The organism is Blastococcus colisei, assembly GCF_006717095.1.
GTDB classification, from domain to species: Bacteria; Actinomycetota; Actinomycetes; order Mycobacteriales; family Geodermatophilaceae; genus Blastococcus_B; species Blastococcus_B colisei.
Genome location: NZ_VFQE01000001.1, coordinates 570890 through 585758 on the forward strand (window position 1 = coordinate 570890; position 14869 = coordinate 585758).

At 73.2% G+C, this 14869-nt stretch carries 17 protein-coding genes; 8 read left to right on the forward strand and 9 right to left on the reverse strand.

Translation table 11 applies throughout. The features are described 5' to 3' along the window. Positions 1-10: 10 nt before the first annotated feature. Positions 11-667: a hypothetical protein gene (locus FHU33_RS02645; protein WP_142023939.1), complete on the forward strand. Its 657-nt coding sequence runs from the start codon at positions 11-13 to the stop codon at positions 665-667. Here the strand turns inward: FHU33_RS02645 and FHU33_RS02650 are convergent. Beyond that, entirely contained in the window at positions 654-1046 is a 393-nt protein-coding gene (locus tag FHU33_RS02650; RefSeq protein WP_142023940.1) for a hypothetical protein, read from the reverse strand. The two genes, FHU33_RS02645 and FHU33_RS02650, sit on opposite strands and share 14 nt — an antisense overlap. A gap of 196 nt (positions 1047-1242) precedes the next feature. Here FHU33_RS02650 and FHU33_RS02655 point away from each other — a divergent pair, with 196 nt between their 5' ends. From FHU33_RS02655 to FHU33_RS02660, 3 genes are all read left to right on the forward strand, one after another. Continuing rightward, positions 1243-1632, forward strand: a complete 390-nt coding sequence (locus tag FHU33_RS02655) for an ATP-binding protein (protein ID WP_142023941.1) — start codon at positions 1243-1245, stop codon at positions 1630-1632. Between the two features lie 93 nt (positions 1633-1725). Beyond that, positions 1726-1896, forward strand: a complete 171-nt coding sequence (locus tag FHU33_RS24780; RefSeq protein ID WP_170182301.1) for a hypothetical protein — start codon at positions 1726-1728, stop codon at positions 1894-1896. A 73-nt stretch (positions 1897-1969) separates the two neighbouring features. Next, positions 1970-3334, forward strand: a complete 1365-nt coding sequence (locus FHU33_RS02660; RefSeq protein WP_142023942.1) for a cytochrome P450 — start codon at positions 1970-1972, stop codon at positions 3332-3334. On the opposite strand, the gene FHU33_RS02665 is transcribed toward FHU33_RS02660, so the two are convergent. The 6 genes from FHU33_RS02665 to FHU33_RS02690 form a co-directional block, all read right to left on the reverse strand. Then, positions 3318-4610, reverse strand: a complete 1293-nt coding sequence (locus tag FHU33_RS02665; protein ID WP_142023943.1) for a sulfate adenylyltransferase subunit 1 — start codon at positions 4608-4610, stop codon at positions 3318-3320. The two genes, FHU33_RS02660 and FHU33_RS02665, sit on opposite strands and share 17 nt — an antisense overlap. Further along, positions 4610-5518 carry a sulfate adenylyltransferase subunit CysD gene (cysD, locus tag FHU33_RS02670; protein ID WP_142023944.1) on the reverse strand — a complete coding sequence of 303 codons (909 nt, stop codon included), beginning with the start codon at positions 5516-5518 and terminating at the stop codon, positions 4610-4612. The genes FHU33_RS02665 and cysD overlap by 1 nt, the downstream gene beginning before the upstream one ends. A gap of 107 nt (positions 5519-5625) precedes the next feature. Beyond that, positions 5626-6339, reverse strand: a complete 714-nt coding sequence (locus FHU33_RS02675; protein WP_142023945.1) for a PaaI family thioesterase — start codon at positions 6337-6339, stop codon at positions 5626-5628. A 21-nt stretch (positions 6340-6360) separates the two neighbouring features. Continuing rightward, positions 6361-7869, reverse strand: a complete 1509-nt coding sequence (locus tag FHU33_RS02680) for a sensor histidine kinase (protein ID WP_246063223.1) — start codon at positions 7867-7869, stop codon at positions 6361-6363. A 44-nt stretch (positions 7870-7913) separates the two neighbouring features. After that, on the reverse strand, positions 7914-8693 hold the full coding sequence (locus FHU33_RS02685) for a response regulator transcription factor (RefSeq protein ID WP_211354984.1): 780 nt from the start codon (positions 8691-8693) through the stop codon (positions 7914-7916). Positions 8694-8994: 301 nt separating this feature from the next. Then, positions 8995-9780: a siderophore-interacting protein gene (locus tag FHU33_RS02690; RefSeq protein ID WP_142023946.1), complete on the reverse strand. Its 786-nt coding sequence runs from the start codon at positions 9778-9780 to the stop codon at positions 8995-8997. 301 nt (positions 9781-10081) lie between these two features. On the opposite strand from FHU33_RS02690, the gene FHU33_RS02695 reads away from it, so the two are divergent. Together FHU33_RS02695 and FHU33_RS02700 are read left to right on the forward strand one after the other, a co-directional pair. Further along, complete coding sequence (locus FHU33_RS02695) at positions 10082-10291, forward strand: hypervirulence associated TUDOR domain-containing protein (protein WP_142023947.1); 210 nt, start codon at positions 10082-10084, stop codon at positions 10289-10291. Positions 10292-10334: 43 nt separating this feature from the next. Further along, positions 10335-10760 carry a DUF2795 domain-containing protein gene (locus FHU33_RS02700; protein WP_142023948.1) on the forward strand — a complete coding sequence of 142 codons (426 nt, stop codon included), beginning with the start codon at positions 10335-10337 and terminating at the stop codon, positions 10758-10760. A 22-nt stretch (positions 10761-10782) separates the two neighbouring features. On the opposite strand, the gene FHU33_RS02705 is transcribed toward FHU33_RS02700, so the two are convergent. After that, the gene (locus FHU33_RS02705) at positions 10783-11667 is read right to left on the reverse strand and encodes a hypothetical protein (protein ID WP_142023949.1); all 885 of its coding nucleotides are present in this window, start codon (positions 11665-11667) and stop codon (positions 10783-10785) included. A 183-nt stretch (positions 11668-11850) separates the two neighbouring features. Here FHU33_RS02705 and FHU33_RS02710 point away from each other — a divergent pair, with 183 nt between their 5' ends. Both FHU33_RS02710 and FHU33_RS02715 read left to right on the forward strand, forming a co-directional pair. Continuing rightward, positions 11851-13770 (forward strand): LCP family protein, encoded by a 1920-nt coding sequence (locus FHU33_RS02710; protein WP_142023950.1) that lies wholly within the window; start codon positions 11851-11853, stop codon positions 13768-13770. Continuing rightward, entirely contained in the window at positions 13771-14067 is a 297-nt protein-coding gene (locus tag FHU33_RS02715) for a hypothetical protein (protein ID WP_246063224.1), read from the forward strand. Between the two features lie 5 nt (positions 14068-14072). Here the strand turns inward: FHU33_RS02715 and pstB are convergent, their stop codons facing one another. After that, on the reverse strand, positions 14073-14852 hold the full coding sequence (gene pstB, locus FHU33_RS02720; protein WP_142023951.1) for a phosphate ABC transporter ATP-binding protein PstB: 780 nt from the start codon (positions 14850-14852) through the stop codon (positions 14073-14075). Positions 14853-14869: the final 17 nt, after the last annotated feature.

Below are 14869 nucleotides of genomic sequence, written 5' to 3' on the forward strand. Positions count from 1 at the left end.
GGGAGATGCCGTGGACGCCTTCATCCGCTGGTCGGGTCTCGGATTCGTGGCCTCCGGTGTGCTGGTGCTGCCGGTCGCGTGGCACCCCGACATCTTCGACACGGGCTTCGCGGCCGCCGCGCGAGAGACGCTCTGGGGGCCGGGGCACGCCGCCGGACTGGCGGTCGTCGCGCTGAGCCTGCTCGGGCTGGCCGGCTGGGGCGCGCGGCTGGGGAGCCGGGCCGGCCGCCTCGGTGCGGCCGGTGCGGTGTTCACCGTGGTCGGCCTGGTGGTCACCGCCGGGCTGGCGGCCGTGGAGGCGTTCGTCTTCCCGGTGCTGGCCATCGAGGAGCCCGCCCTGCTCGACCTCGACGGGCCGCTGCTCGGTTCCCTGGCCATCCGGGCGGTCGGCGGGCTCGCGCTGCTCTGGTTCGTCGGCCTGGCCTGCGTCGGGGTGGCGAGCGAACGATCCGGCGTGCTCCCGAGGGGTCCCGGCTGGCTGCTGGCGGTCGGCGCCGTGTCGTTCGCCGCCTTCGAGGGGCCGTTCGTGCCCGTGCTCGGTCAGCTGTCGGTCGTGCTCTTCGCGGCGGCCCAGATGTGGTTCGGCATCGCGGTGGCCGCGGGCCGGACACACTCGGGGCCGGCCGTGGAGCCACCGCACGGCGAGCGCGCGATCAGCCGCCCGTGACGGTGGAGTCCGCGCCCGGGTCGTTCTCCTTGAGCAACGCGGAGATCCGCTGCCGGGTGACGCCGAACAGCGCCGCGATCCGGTTGATGCTCACCTGCTCACCCTGGAGGGCGGCTGCCTGCTCCCGGCGCCACACGTGTCCGGCTGCCGACAGCGACGCGAGGACCGTCGAGATGCGCTCCACGACGAGCGGGCGGGCTTCGCCGGTCACCAGTTCCAGCCATGGACGTCCGTCCCGCCGCTCGCGCAGCAGGGTCTCTGCCCGGACCCGTGCCTGCACGAGCTCTTCCACGCACTGGTCGAGCTCGACGACGAGAGCCTGGAGGGCACGCTCGGCCGCCGCCTCGCCAGCGGGGACGTCGTGCGCCGTCGTGCCCATGTGTGGGTCTCCTCGTCAGCCGGAACCAGGTTGCACACTACCTGACCGAACGGCTGTTGCATGCAATAGGGGTGACATGCAATTGCCCTTTCATGCAATAGCCCTTGCGCATGTGGTCGCGATCCTGTTCAGTTGTGTGCAACGGAGTCGAGCAGATCGGTCGACGTCGTCCAGCCAGCAGAACGGATACGCCGCCATGTCCAGCCGCGACGCCAGCATCGAGCTTCCGCCGATCCCGCCCAGCGTGACCGTGTCACGGCACCTCGTCCTCGAGCTGCTGCGCGTCTGGGACGTCCCCCACGACCGGCAGGACGCGGCGCTGCTGGTGACCGAACTCGTGTCGGACGTCGTCGACCACGTCGAGGGCCGGGCCAGCCTGACTCTCGAGCTCGGGCTGGCCGAGGACCGGCTGCGCATCGCCGTCGTCGACGGCTCCTCGGTGCGCCCCGTCGTCCACGAGCTGCCGATGGACCGTCCCCGCGGGCGCGGGATGCGGATGGTCCAGCTGATCGCCGACCGCTGGGGCGCCGAGGACCACCGCGGCGGGAAGAGGGTGTGGTTCGAGCTGCGGGCCCCGACTCGCTGACCGCGGGGATGTGACCCGGGCACTGGTTTGCCGTCGACGGCGATCGGGGACGGGCTGCGGCACGGCATGTTGGCGACAGAGAGGAACCGCGTGATGAGCGAGCCCACCGGAGACGTGCACGCCGCTGGGGAAGGTGTCTCCGACGAGGAGATGGTGGAGACCGTCGCCGGCCAGACCGACAGCGCGTCGGAGAACGCCGACACGGCGGGCAAGGACTGGAACGGCGACCCGAGCGAGGCTCCGGCTCCGACCGACGAGGCCTGAGGCGCAGCGGATGCCGTCCGGCCGGTGCGCAGGGGCACCGGCCGGACGGCATCCGCACTGACAGACTGCCCGGATGGGTACGGAGACCTCCTCGACCGTGGGGCCGCCGGCGCGCAAGGCGGCCCCCGTCCTGCGCCCCGCGCGCACGGTCGCCCGCTGGGCGGTGCGCCACGGGTTGCCGGCCGTCTACCTCGAGCGCGGTGCCCGTCGCGGCGATCCGGTCGGGCGGCTGCTGCGGGACCGCTCCGTCCGTGACCAGCCGTACGGGCTCTACGAGGAGCTGCGCGCACGCGGCGCGGTCTCGCCCGGCAGCATCGGCCTGGTCACCACCTCGCACGCCGTCGCCTCGGAGCTCCTCCGTTCGGACCGGTTCGGCGTCGGCTGGGACCGGTCGCAGGCGCCCCGGCTGATCCGCTGGGCGCTGGCCTTCGGCGACGAGCTGGACGCCGCGGGCGTGGCCGAGCCGCCGTCCATGCTCGTGGTCGACCCGCCCGACCACACCCGGTTCCGTCGGCTGGTGAGCCGGGCGTTCACCCCTCGTGCCACCGCAGCCTTCGAGCCGGTGGTCCAGCGCACCGCCGACTCCCTGCTCGACGCGCTGGAGCGACACCCCGGTGCGCACGGCGGCGAGGTCGACCTGATCACGACCTACGCCGCGCAGCTGCCCGTGCTCGTCATCGCCGACCTGCTCGGCGTCCCCACGGAGCGCCGGGAGGACTTCCTCCGCTGGGGCGCTGCGGCGGCGGCCACGCTGGACCCAGGGTTGCCGTTCCGGCGCTACGTGGCCGCCGAACGGGCGCTGCGAGCCATGCACGCCTTCCTGCGGGAGCACTTCGCGCGGCTGCGCCGCGACCCCGGAGAGGACCTGGTCAGCCGGCTGGTCGGTCTGCCGGACGACGAGGCGCTGACCGAGCGGGAGCTGCACGCGACCGTGATGCTGCTGCTGGGCGCCGGCTTCGAGACCACCGTCAACCTGCTCGGCAACGGCGTCGTGCTGCTGGACGCCCACCATGAGCAGTGGGACGCCCTGCGCGCGGTCCCGGCCGGCTGGGACGGCGCCGTCGAGGAGATCCTCCGCCACGACAGCCCGGTCCAGATCACCGGCCGGACGGCGAAGGAGAGCGGACCCCTCGCCGGGCGGGAGGTGCGCGCAGGCACGCGGGTGACCGTCCTGCTCGGGGCGGCCAACCGGGACCCCGAGGTGTTCGACGCCCCGGCCCGGTTCGACGTCGGCCGCGTCAACGCACGGGACCACCTGGCCTTCTCCGCGGGGATCCACTACTGCGTGGGTGCGGGCCTCGCCCGGCTGGAGGGCGTCGTGGGGCTGCGGACCCTGAGCGAACGCTTCCCGGCCCTGCGCGTCAGCGGCCGGCCGATCCGGCGCGACCTCCAGACCCTGCGCGGGTTCGAGGCCCTCCCCGTCACCCTGCGGGGGTGAGCATCCCGGCGCCGACGGTGGCGTTGGTGGCCTCGTCGACCAGGATGAAGCGGCCGGTCACCCGGTTGCGCGTGTAGTCGTCGACGAACAGCGGCTGGGTCGCCCGCAGCCGCACCCGGCCGATGTCGTTGAGCCCGAGCTCGCCGGCCTCGGTGTCGCGGTGCAGGGTGTTGACGTCGAGCCGGTAGGCCAGCTCTTTCACCGCGCCCCGCACGGTCCGGGTGGTGTGCTTGATCGCGATCCGCTGCCGGGGCCGCAGCGGCTCGTCGGCCATCCAGCAGACGAGGGCGTCGACGTCCTGGGTCGCCACCGGTGCGTTCGCCGGGCGGCAGATCAGGTCGCCGCGGGAGACGTCGACGTCGTCGGTGAGCCGCACGGTCACCGCCATGGGTGGGAACGCCTCCGCGACCGGGCCCCGGGGCCCGTCGATGGCGGCGATCGTCGTCGTCAGGCCGCTGGGCAGCACCTGCACCTCGTCGCCGGGCCGCAGCACCCCGCTGGCCACCGTCCCGGCGTAGCCGCGGTAGTCGTGGAAGGCATCCGACTGCGGGCGGATCACGTACTGCACCGGGAACCGGGCGTCGACCAGGTTGCGGTCGCTGGCCACGTGCACGTGCTCGAGGTGGTGCAGCAGCGTCGTCCCCTCGTACCAGGGGGTGTTGGCCGAGTGGGTGACGACGTTGTCGCCGTTGAGCGCGGAGATCGGGATGACGGTCAGGTCCGGCACGTTCAGCTTGGCGGCGAAGGCGCTGAACTCGTCGCGGATGGACTCGTAGACGTCCTCCGACCATCCGACGAGATCCATCTTGTTGACCGCGACGACCAGGTGCGGCACCCGCAGCAGCGAGGCGAGGAACGCGTGCCGGCGGCTCTGCTCGAGCATCCCCTTGCGCGCGTCGACCAGGACGATCGCGAGGTCGGCCGTCGAGGCCCCGGTGACCATGTTGCGCGTGTACTGAACGTGCCCCGGGGTGTCGGCGAGGATGAACGTCCGCCGGGGCGTGCTGAAGTACCGGTAGGCGACGTCGATGGTGATGCCCTGCTCGCGCTCGGCGCGCAGGCCGTCGGTGAGCAGCGCGAGATCGACGTAGTCCCCCTTGCTGGCGCGTTCGACCGCCTCGTACTGGTCCTCGAAGATGGCCTTGCTGTCGTAGAGCAGCCGGCCGATCAGCGTGCTCTTCCCGTCGTCGACGGAACCGGCGGTGGCGATGCGCAGGATGTCCTTGCGGGCGAAGGCGAGGTCTGCGGCGCCCGCGGGCAGGGTCGAGGCGCTCATCAGAAGTACCCCTCCTTCTTGCGGTCCTCCATGGCGGCGTCGCTGACCTTGTCGTCGCCGCGGGTGGCGCCGCGCTCGGTCATGCGGGTCACCGCGATCTCGGCGATGACGTCCTCGACCGTGGTCGCCTGCGACAGCACCGCGGCGGTCAGGTTCGCGTCGCCGACGGTGCGGTAGCGGACGGTCTCGCGGCGCACCTGCTCCCCGTCCCGGGGACGGATGAACTCGTTGACGGCGTAGAGCATCCCCTGCCGCTCGACGACGTCCCGCTCCTGCGCGAGGTACAGCGCGGGGATGGCGATCTCCTCGCGGAGGATGTACTGCCAGATGTCGAGCTCGGTCCAGTTCGACAGCGGGAACACCCGGATGGACTCGCCCAGGTGGATCCGGCCGTTGTAGAGGTCCCAGAGCTCCGGCCGCTGGTTCTTCGGGTCCCACTGGCCGAACTCGTCGCGGAAGGAGAACACCCGCTCCTTGGCGCGGGCCTTGTCCTCGTCGCGGCGGGCCCCGCCGAACAGCGCGGTGAAACCGTGCTCCTCGACCGCGTCGAGCAGCACCGGGGTCTGGATGCGGTTGCGGGAGCCGTTCGGCTCCTCCTTCACCGTCCCGGCGGCGATCGCGTCGGGCACCGACGCCACGACGAGCTGAACGCCGAGCTCGGCAACCCGCTTGTCGCGGAACTCCAGCACGTCCGGAAAGTTCAGCCCCGTGTCCACGTGCATGACCGGAAAGGGGATGCGGGCCGGCGCGAAGGCCTTGCGGGCCAGCTCCAGCATCACGATCGAGTCCTTGCCGCCGGAGAACAGCAGCACCGGCCGCTCCAGCTCGGCGACCACCTCGCGGATGACGTGGATGGACTCGGCCTCCAGCGTCTCGAGCTGGCTCAGCCGGTAGTCGGGCGTGCTCATGCGCTCAGGCTCCGGTGGTTCGGCATCAGGACGACCAACCGCACCGGCATGGTGCGGATTCCCGTCCAGTGTCCGCTATCGCGTGGAGCACACCGCCGCCGGCTTGCTCAGTCCCGCTCGTCGACGGCGGTCGCGTCGCTGGGCCGGCGCGGCGGTGCGTGCCGGCCGGTGGAGTCGGTGATCGAGCCGAAGTAGGCGTCCACCTTCTCCGGGCGGGGCATGACGAACACCCCGCGAGCCTCGACCAGGATCCGGTCCGGGTCGTCGGCCAGCGCGATCGTGCCGGTGATGACGCACTTGCGGCCCGCGCTCTCGGCCACCCGGGCGCGCAGCGCCAGCTTCCTCTCCAGCGGCAGCGGGCCGCGGTAGTCCAGCTCCAGGTGGGCGGTCATGCCCCACAGGCCCGCGGCCGCGGCCGCGGAGCCGAGCAGCTGGTCCATGAACAACGCACTCATGCCGCCGTGCACGAAGCTGGGCGGTCCCTCGTACGCCACCCCCAGGGTCACCTCGGCGGCGACCCCTTCGCCGTCCCGGCGGACGGCGAGCGGCGGGGCGAGCGCGCTGCCGATGCCGGTCACCGGGTTGAAGACCCGGCGGCCCGTCGTCAGGTCGTCCAGCGCGGGCAGCTGGGAGGCCGTCCGCCGGGCGACGGCGAGCCGCTCGGTGGCCTGGCGCACCAGCTCGGCGGCGGCACGCACCTCGGCGGCGGCGACGGTGGTGGTCACCGAGACCTCGATCAGCTCGCGCAGCGCCGTCCCGAGGTCGGCCGCGGCGGCGAGCGGTTCGGCGTCGGGGATGGTCCCGCTGTCGCTCGGAGTCACCTCCGGATCGTGACAGGGACGCTAGGCCGGCTCCCCGCCACCCCCGTGGCGGGGGAGGTCCGGCGACCCGGAGCGGGGCAGTCGGACGGTGAACGTGGCGCCCTGGCCGGTGCCCGTGGCCAGGTCGACAGAACCGCCGTGCGCGGCGACGAGCGAGGAGACGATGGCCAGGCCGAGGCCCGTGCCTCCGGCCTTCGCCACGCCGTCCTCGCCGCGGGCCCGGGAGGCGTCGGCCCGGAAGAAGCGCTCGAACGCGCGGGCGGCGTCGGCCGGGTGCAGGCCCGGTCCCTCGTCGGCGACCCGCAGCACCAGCGCGTCCCCGTCGTCGTCCGCCTCGGCGACCGACACCGTCACCCGCACACCCGGCGGCGTGTGCGTGAGCGCGTTGGTCACCAGATTGCCGACGACCTGCCGCAGCCGGCCCTCGTCACCGATCACCACGGGGACGTCGGTGAGCGACTCGTCCAGGTGCAGGCTGATGGGCCGCTCGGGTTGGACGGCCTTCGCCGCGTGCACGGCGTCCCCGGCGACCTCGGCCAGGTCGACGGGGGCCAGGGTGAGCGGGCGCTGCTGGTCCAGCCGGGCGAGCAGCAGCAGGTCCTCGACCAGGAGCCCCATCCGGCCGCCCTCGGCCTCGATCCGCTCCATCAGCCGGGCGACCTCCTCGTCGCTGCGCACGGCCCCCTGCCGGTAGAGCTCGGCGAAGCCCCGGATGGAGGTCAACGGGGTCCGCAGTTCGTGGCTGGCGTCGGCGACGAAGCGGCGCATCCGGTGCTCCGACCCCCGGGCGGCCTCCTCGGACGCCTTCTGCGCACGGAAGGCGCTCTCGATCCGCGAGAGCATGACGTTGAGGGCGGTGGACAGGCGGCCGACCTCGGTCCGCTGGTCACCGGCGGGCACGCGCTGGGAGAGGTCACCGGCCGCGATGGCCTGCGCCGTCCGTTCCACCTCCGCCAACGGCCGGAGGCTGTTGCGCACCAGCAGATAGCCCGCGGCGCCAAGGAGGACGAGGAGGGCCAGGCCGACGACCAGCTCGATGCGGACCAGCCGGGAGATCGCCTTCTCGTCGCCTTCGAGACCGACGCCGACGACCAGCATGTACCCGCCGGGCAGTTCCCCCGAGGCCATCCGCCAACGTTCGCCGTCGACCCAGACCGTGAGGGGCCGCTCGTCCTCGCGAAGCCTATCGACTGCCTCTCGGCTCAACCGGGGCAGCGCGTCGCCGTCCGGGCCACGGGGCTCGCCGATGACCACCGGCTCGTCGCTGTCGGGAACGAGACACGCGACGTAGAAGGAGCTGGGTTGCGGATAGCCGTCCTGGAGGCAGGCGCCGACCAGTTCGGCCCGCTGGTTGTTCTTGACGGTGGCGCGCAGTTCGTCGTCCCGCTGCTGCTGCAGGTAGTCCCGCAGAAGGGACGTGGTGGCGAAGCCGGTTGCCAGCAGGGCGACGCTCAGCAACGCCACCATCAGCGCGACGAGGGTGACGCGGAGCGGGACCCGGGGACCCGACGGCGTGGCGGAGCTGCTCACGCCATCACCGGTTCGCTCCCGCGGGGCGCTCCGCTCCTCTCCGCTCACGTGCCGCGCGGCAGCCGCAGCGTGTAGCCGACGCCGCGGATGGTGTGCAGCAGACGCGGCTCCGTGGTGTCGATCTTCCGGCGCAGGTAGGAGATGTAGGACTCGACGACGTTGGCCTCGCCGTTGAAGTCGTAGTTCCAGACGTGATCGAGGATCTGGGCCTTGGACAGCACCCGGCCGGCGTTGGCCATCAGGTAGCGCAGCAGCTTGAACTCCGTCGGGGACAGGCTGATCAGCGTGCCCGCCTTGATGACCTCGTGGCTCTCCTCGTCCAGCTCGATGTCGGCGAAGGTGAGCCGGGGCGCCTCGGCCGCGGCCTGCTGGGCGCCGGCGGTGCGCCGCAGCACCGCCCGGATGCGGGCGATGACCTCGTCGAGGCTGAACGGCTTGGTGACGTAGTCGTCGCCGCCCAGCGTCAGCCCCGAGACCTTGTCCTCGGCGGCGTCGCGGGCGGTGAGGAAGAGGACCGGCGTGTGCCGGCCGTTCTGGCGCAGCCGGCGGACGACGCCGAAGCCGTCCATCCCCGGCATCATGACGTCGAGCACCAGCAGGTCCGGGCGGAAGGAGTCCGCCAGCGCGAGAGCCTGCTGGCCGTCCGCGGCGGTGGCGACCTCGAACCCGGCGTACCGCAGGCTGGCCGAGAGGAGCTCGCGGATGTTGGGCTCGTCGTCCACGACGAGGAGCCGGGCCTCCGGTGTGGTTCGGGTGGTCCCACCGGGAGACTGCGAGGTGCCGGCCACGGTTCCTCCGGTCGGGCGAGCGGGTGCCGTCGTCATGCCCCGAGGGTGGCGTTCCCGGCTGCGGTCGGTCTGGACGCTACCTGTGAAATCCCTGTGCCCGACTCCCTCGGGCATAGGAAGCTATTCATACGTCTCGGACCCGCTGAACGCTGGTAAAGCCTCCTATGCCCAGGAGTCAGCCGGCGGGCGCCATGCAACCAGCGGCTTCCGCGCTCCGGTCCGCTCCTCGCTCGACGTCAACGGCGCCTCCGCGGTCGCTCCGCTCCTCGCTCGCTGGCGCTCGCTGCGATGCTCACTCCCTGTCGGCGCCGGCCTCGCTGCGATGCTCCCGCAGCTGTCAGCCGCCCATGGCTCGGCCCCGGCGCCAGTAGCCGATCGCATGGTGCTGGGCCCGTCCCAGTCCCCAGCGGCTGCGCAGGTCCGCGCGGATCGAGCGGACGGCCGCGGACTCGGCCGCCACCCAGGCGAACACGTCGTCCCCCTCGGGCCGGTCGAGACCGGCGACGGCGTCGACCAGCAGCGTGCTCTCCCCGGGAGCGACGCCGCTGCGGTGCAGCCAGCGCACGGTGACGCCGGCGGGTGCCGGCAACGGCTGCTCCTCCGTGGCGTCCGCGACCTCGACGAGGGCGAGTCCGCGAACGGTGGTCGCCGCCTCGGCGAGGATCCGCGAGATCGCCGGGAGGGCGGTCTCGTCCCCGGCGAGGAGCAGGTGCCCGGCCGGTCGCTCGCCCAGCGACGCGGCGCCGCCGACGGCCAGCAGGGCGCCGGGCGCCGCCGCGGCGGCCCAGGCCGCCGCCGGGCCGTCACCGTGCAGCACGAAGTCGATCTCCATCTCGCCGACGCCGGGATCCTGCCGGCGCGCGGTGTAGCTGCGCAGCGCGACGCCGTGGCTGCCCTGTGGCCAGACGATCCGTCCGTCCTTGGCCACGCGCGGCCACTCGGGGGCCGGGTCGCCGACGCGGGGCACGAGCAGGTTGACCGTCGGGCCGGCGGCGGCCGGGGAGCCGGAGAGGGCCACCCGGCGGACCGTCGGGGTCACGTCCCGGACGCCGACGACCGTCAGGACGTCGACCGGACGCAGCCCGCCGGGCGCGAGGCCGTCGGAGGCGGGGGGCGTGGTCACGGCACGCCAGCCTAAACGGGCCGACCCGGCCAACTCCGGGGGAATGGAGTCGACCGGGCCGGCGATCGAGGACGGAACCGGGAGTCACGCTGGGTAGCGCGATCTCCCGTCGGACCAGCGTGGACGCCGATCCGGTTGCCGTCGTCGTCGACGCTACGTGACGAAAGCGGCCCTGCAATGGCCCCTTGGGGTGAGGTCGCGTCCCGAACGGGTGATCGTGCGCCCGGCCGCGGCGATGTGTGTGCCGCGACGCCCGGGGGCAGGGCAGTGGCGAGCACGTACCGGACGGAGGAGGGACGTCATGGCAGAGAAATTCTCGAAAGGTGACCACGTCACCTGGCAGAGCCACGGCAGCACGACGGAAGGCACGGTCGAACGGAAGATCACCGAGGACACGGAGGCGTCCGGGCGCACCGTCCGGGCCAGCAAGGACGAGCCGCAGTACGAGGTCCGCAGCGACAAGAGCGGGAAGACGGCGGTCCACAAGCCCGCCGCCCTGCACGAGGACTGACCAGCCGCCCGGCTGCGTCCGGGCCAGAACCGAAGGAGACACCGTGACCGAGTCCGGCGGCGAGTTCGCCTCCCAGCGGAGCACCAAGCACAGCCCGCGGGTCGACGAGGAGATGGAGCACGAGATCCAGGGCTTGCTCAAGGCCGAGCGAGCCACCCGCGCCGAGGAGTGGCGCGAGGTGGAGCCGGTCGCCGAGGGCGACCCGGACATCGACGCCGACCCCGCGGGCACGCAGGTCGGCGGCACACCGGTCGGGATGGACGCCGACGCGGTGGTCGCCCGCGCCGAGCTCGCCCGCTGGCTGGACCGGGCGGACTTCCCCGCCACCGGCCCCCAACTCGTCGAGGCCGCCCGCGACCACCGGGCCCCGGACGTCGTCGCCACGGAGCTGGAGAAGCTACCGGCAGGGGAGACCTTCGAGCGGATCGGCGACGTGGTGCGCGCCCTCGGCTACCCGACCGAGACGTGATCCGAGGCGGGAGGACGCCGGCTCACGAGCCGGCGTTCTCCCGCGCCTCGTTGTCCGAGATCTCCTCGGCCCCCCGGCGGCGGAACAACTTCGAGCCGGGGAACCCCTTCACGATCTGCCGCATGTCCTGGACGGTGTCCACCAGGTCGTGCACGTCGGTGCCGACGTTCGCCAGGTTTTCCAGGACGGGCAGGATGTCCTCGTCCAGGTGGATCACCAGCTGGGGCAACCGGTCGATGAGCGTGATCAGGGCGTCGACCTCCCCGGGGTCGAACGAGGCCGCCAGCCGCCTGATCGACGGCGCCAGGGCGGTCAGCGCCGGCTCGTAGTCGGCGAGCAGCGGCTCCACGCGCCCGACCATCACCTCGGCCCGTCCGACGATCGAGTCGGCGCGGGCCGCCGTCCCGTCGACGGCCTCGATGGCCGCGTCGGCCTTGGCGCGGGTGTCCCCGACACCCTCGATGGCCACGTCGGCCTTGGCGCGGGTGGCCGCGACGCCGGCGATGGCCTCGTCGGCGTTGGTGCGGGTCCGGTCCACGCCGGCGATGGCCTCGTCGGCCTTGGCCCGGATCAGTTCGACGCCGGCGATGGCCTCGTCGGCGTTGGTGCGGGTCCGGTCCACGCCCGCGATGGCCTCGTCCGCTCTGGCCCGGATCAGTTCGACGCCTTCGATGGCCTCGTCGGCCCGTGTGCGGGTGGTGTCCAGGCGACTGATGGCCTCGTCGGCGCGGTCCACGACCGCGTCGACCCGGTCGAGGACGCCCGCCACCCGGCCCAGCAGCTCTTCCATGCGGCCGACCGCCGCGCCGACCCGGGGGATCAGGTCGAGCGCGTCGGAGAGACCGTCGCGCACACCTCCCACGGCGTGCAGGAGATCGGACGGACCCGGCACCGAGGGCAGTCTCACCGGCCACACGCTACGCAGGAGGACGGTGGCCCACTATTCGGTTGAGTGCCTCGTTCGCCCGTCCGGGGGTGCCCGGTGCCGCGCGTCCGGCCCTCTCCCCGCCCGTGCCCCCGTATCGTCGGTGACGGGCCGGAACGACGGCCGGCGACGGGGCAGGACGACGACGAGAAGGTGTCGACACCGGTGGGGGAACAGCCGACGCGGGACGCTGGTGGTTCCGGCGTCCCCCGTGGCGTCCCGGGACGCACCCGCCGCGGCCGGGACGGCGAGCAGGGCGGCGCCCAGGCGGTGACCGTCGAGCAGCTGCTCGCCCGTCAGGGCAGTGGCTCCGTCAGCCGTCGCCGAGCCGCCCGCCGGGTCGAGGACCCTCCGCTCCGGGCTCCCGACGAGCCGCCGCCCGTCGTCCGGGACGGGCTGCCGCCCGTGCCCGGTGGCGGCGCGGCCGCGCGGCAGGGCGGGCTGCCGCCCGTTCCGGGAGCCGGCCGTCCCGCGGCACGGGCCGGTCTGCCTCCCGTGCCCGCCGCGCCGTCGTCCTGGGAGCCCGACGGCCGCCCCTCCCGGAAGAGCGGCCCTGTTCCCCCGCTCCCGGGTCGGTTCCCTCCTCCGGCCGACCGCGACCGGTCGCGGCCCCGACGACCCGCCCGCCCACCCGCTGGCCCCGGGCGCCGGCGGCTGACCCGCGTGCTGACGGCGCTGGGTGTGGTCGTGGGCGTGGTGCTGCTCTACCACCTGGGGCTGTACTTCTACGTGGACCAGAAGATCGATCGGGTCGACGCCCTCGCGGTCGACGGGCCGGAGATCCTCGCGCCGGTGCTGCAGGCCGGCGACGAGACCTATCTGGTGGTCGGCAGCGGTGTACCCGGCGAGACCGGCGCGGCATCGGTCGCCACCCTGCTGGCGTCGGTCTCGGCCGAGGGCGACCGGGCGGTGCTGGTCAGTTTCCCGCCGACGGCGCTCGTGGACACGCCGGCCTGCCGCACGCCGGACGGCTCACTGCGCAGCCCGACCACGGAGGCCTTCGCCAGCTCCCTGCTCGAGGGCGGCCCCGGGTGCATGGTGCGGGCCGTCCAGCAGCTCTCCGGTCTGCGCGTCGACCACTACCTCGGCGTCGATCTGGCCGGCCTCCCCGGGATGGTCGACGCCCTGGGCGGGGTCCCCGTCTGCGTCATCCCGTCGCAGGCGACCGAGGCCGCGGCGACCCCCTTGCCGGCAGGGTTCTCGGAGGTCTCGGGCGAGGCGGCGGCCGGGTACCTGCAGCCGGGTGACAGCGGTACCGACGTGGACGGTACCGCCGTCGCCGAGCGGGCCCAGCGGCTGCTGACCTCCACGCTGCGGGCCGGGATGTCGACCGCCACGCTGGTGGACCCGCTCGCCCTCAACCGCTTCCTCAACCGTGCCGCGGAGGCGCTCACCGTCGACGAGCAGACGACCCTCGGCGACCTCCGGACGCTGGCTGCCAGCCTCGGCGACCTGTCCGGCGACGCGGTGCAGCGGGCCGGCCTGCCGGTGGCCCAGGTCGGCTACGTCCCGGCCGGCACCGACCAGGCCTACGTGCTCCTGGACGGCGCGGGCACGCGCGCGCTGTTCGACGCGGTCATCGAGGGCACCCAGGTGCCCGAGGAGTTCACCATCGGCCCGGAGGCGCCGGGCGCACCCGCGGAGGAGCCCCCGGCCGCCGATGTCCCGCCGCCCGCCGAGGCTGCGGCGCCGACGGGCACGGGGCCGACCGTCCCGCCGTCGTCGGTGGCGGTCGACGTGCTCAACGGCACGGGGACGACGGGTCTCGCGGCGACCGTCGCCGACCTGATGCGGGCACAGGGCTTCGCCGTCGGCACGGTCGGCAACGAGTCGGGGACGGTGACCGAGACCGTCGTCCGCCACGGGCCGAACGTCCTGGAGCAGGCGCGCACGGTGGCGGCCGCCGTGCCCGGGGCGGTGCTGCAGCCCAGCGACTCCATCGGCGACACGGTGCAGCTGGTCATCGGGCCGGGGTACTCGACCGTCGTCCCCGTGACGATCGCTCCCGTCCCCGAGACCGCAGCGGCGGCGGATGTCAGTGAGCCGGCCGCGGCCGAGCCGGAGCAGGCGCCGGTCACCTGCTGAGTGGTGGGCGACCTGTTCACGCGCTCGTCGCGTGGACGGCCCGGCGAGGGGTACGGCTCGCGCATGTCGATGATGCCGCCGCCGTTCAGTGCCGACCCGTCCGACGAGGGGATCCCCGCCGCCGATCCGGGAGCCGGCGCACCACCACCGGCGCCGGGCTATGGCGAAGAGAGCGGAGAGCCCGACGTGTTACTGCCCGAGGACGGGCCGTCGGACGACGCCAGGGTGACGGAGCGGGACGAGACGACGTTCCGCACGCCGGACCCGCGGGAGGTCGGACCGGACGACGAGCGCTGAGCAGCTCAGCCGAAGCGGCCGGAGATGTAGTCCTCCGTCGCCTTCTCGTCGGGGTTGCTGAAGATCTTCTCGGTCGGGTTGAACTCGATCAGCCGGCCGGGCTGGCCCACCCCGTTGAGGTTGAAGAAGCCGGTCTGCTCGCTGACGCGGGCGGCCTGCTGCATGTTGTGCGTGACGATGACGATCGTGTACTTGTCCTTGAGCTCGGTCATCAGGTCCTCGATCGCCAAGGTGGAGATCGGATCCAGGGCCGAGCACGGCTCGTCCATCAGCAGGACGTCGGGCTCCACCGCGATGGCGCGGGCGATGCACAGCCGCTGCTGCTGCCCACCGGACAGGCCGGAGCCGGGCCGGTCGAGGCGGTCCTTGACCTCGTTCCAGAGGTTGGCGCCCCGCAGGGAGGACTCGACGAGGTCGTCGAGGTCGGCCCTCTTCATCTTCGCGTTGTTGAGCCGGATGCCGGCCGCGACGTTGTCGTAGATGGACATCGTCGGGAACGGGTTGGGGCGCTGGAAGACCATGCCGATCTGCCGGCGGACGTCGACCGGGTCGACGTCGGCGCTGTAGAGGTCCTGGCCGTCCATGACGACCTTGCCCTCCACCCGGGCGCCGGGCAGCACCTCGTGCATCCGGTTGATCGAGCGCAGGAACGTCGACTTGCCGCACCCCGAGGGGCCGATGAGCGCCGTGACGCTGCGCGGCTCGATCGAGACGGTGACGCCCTCCACGGCGAGGAAGCTGCCGTAGTAGATGTGGAGATCGGAGACGTCGATCCGCTTGGCCATGAGGTTCTCCAGATCCT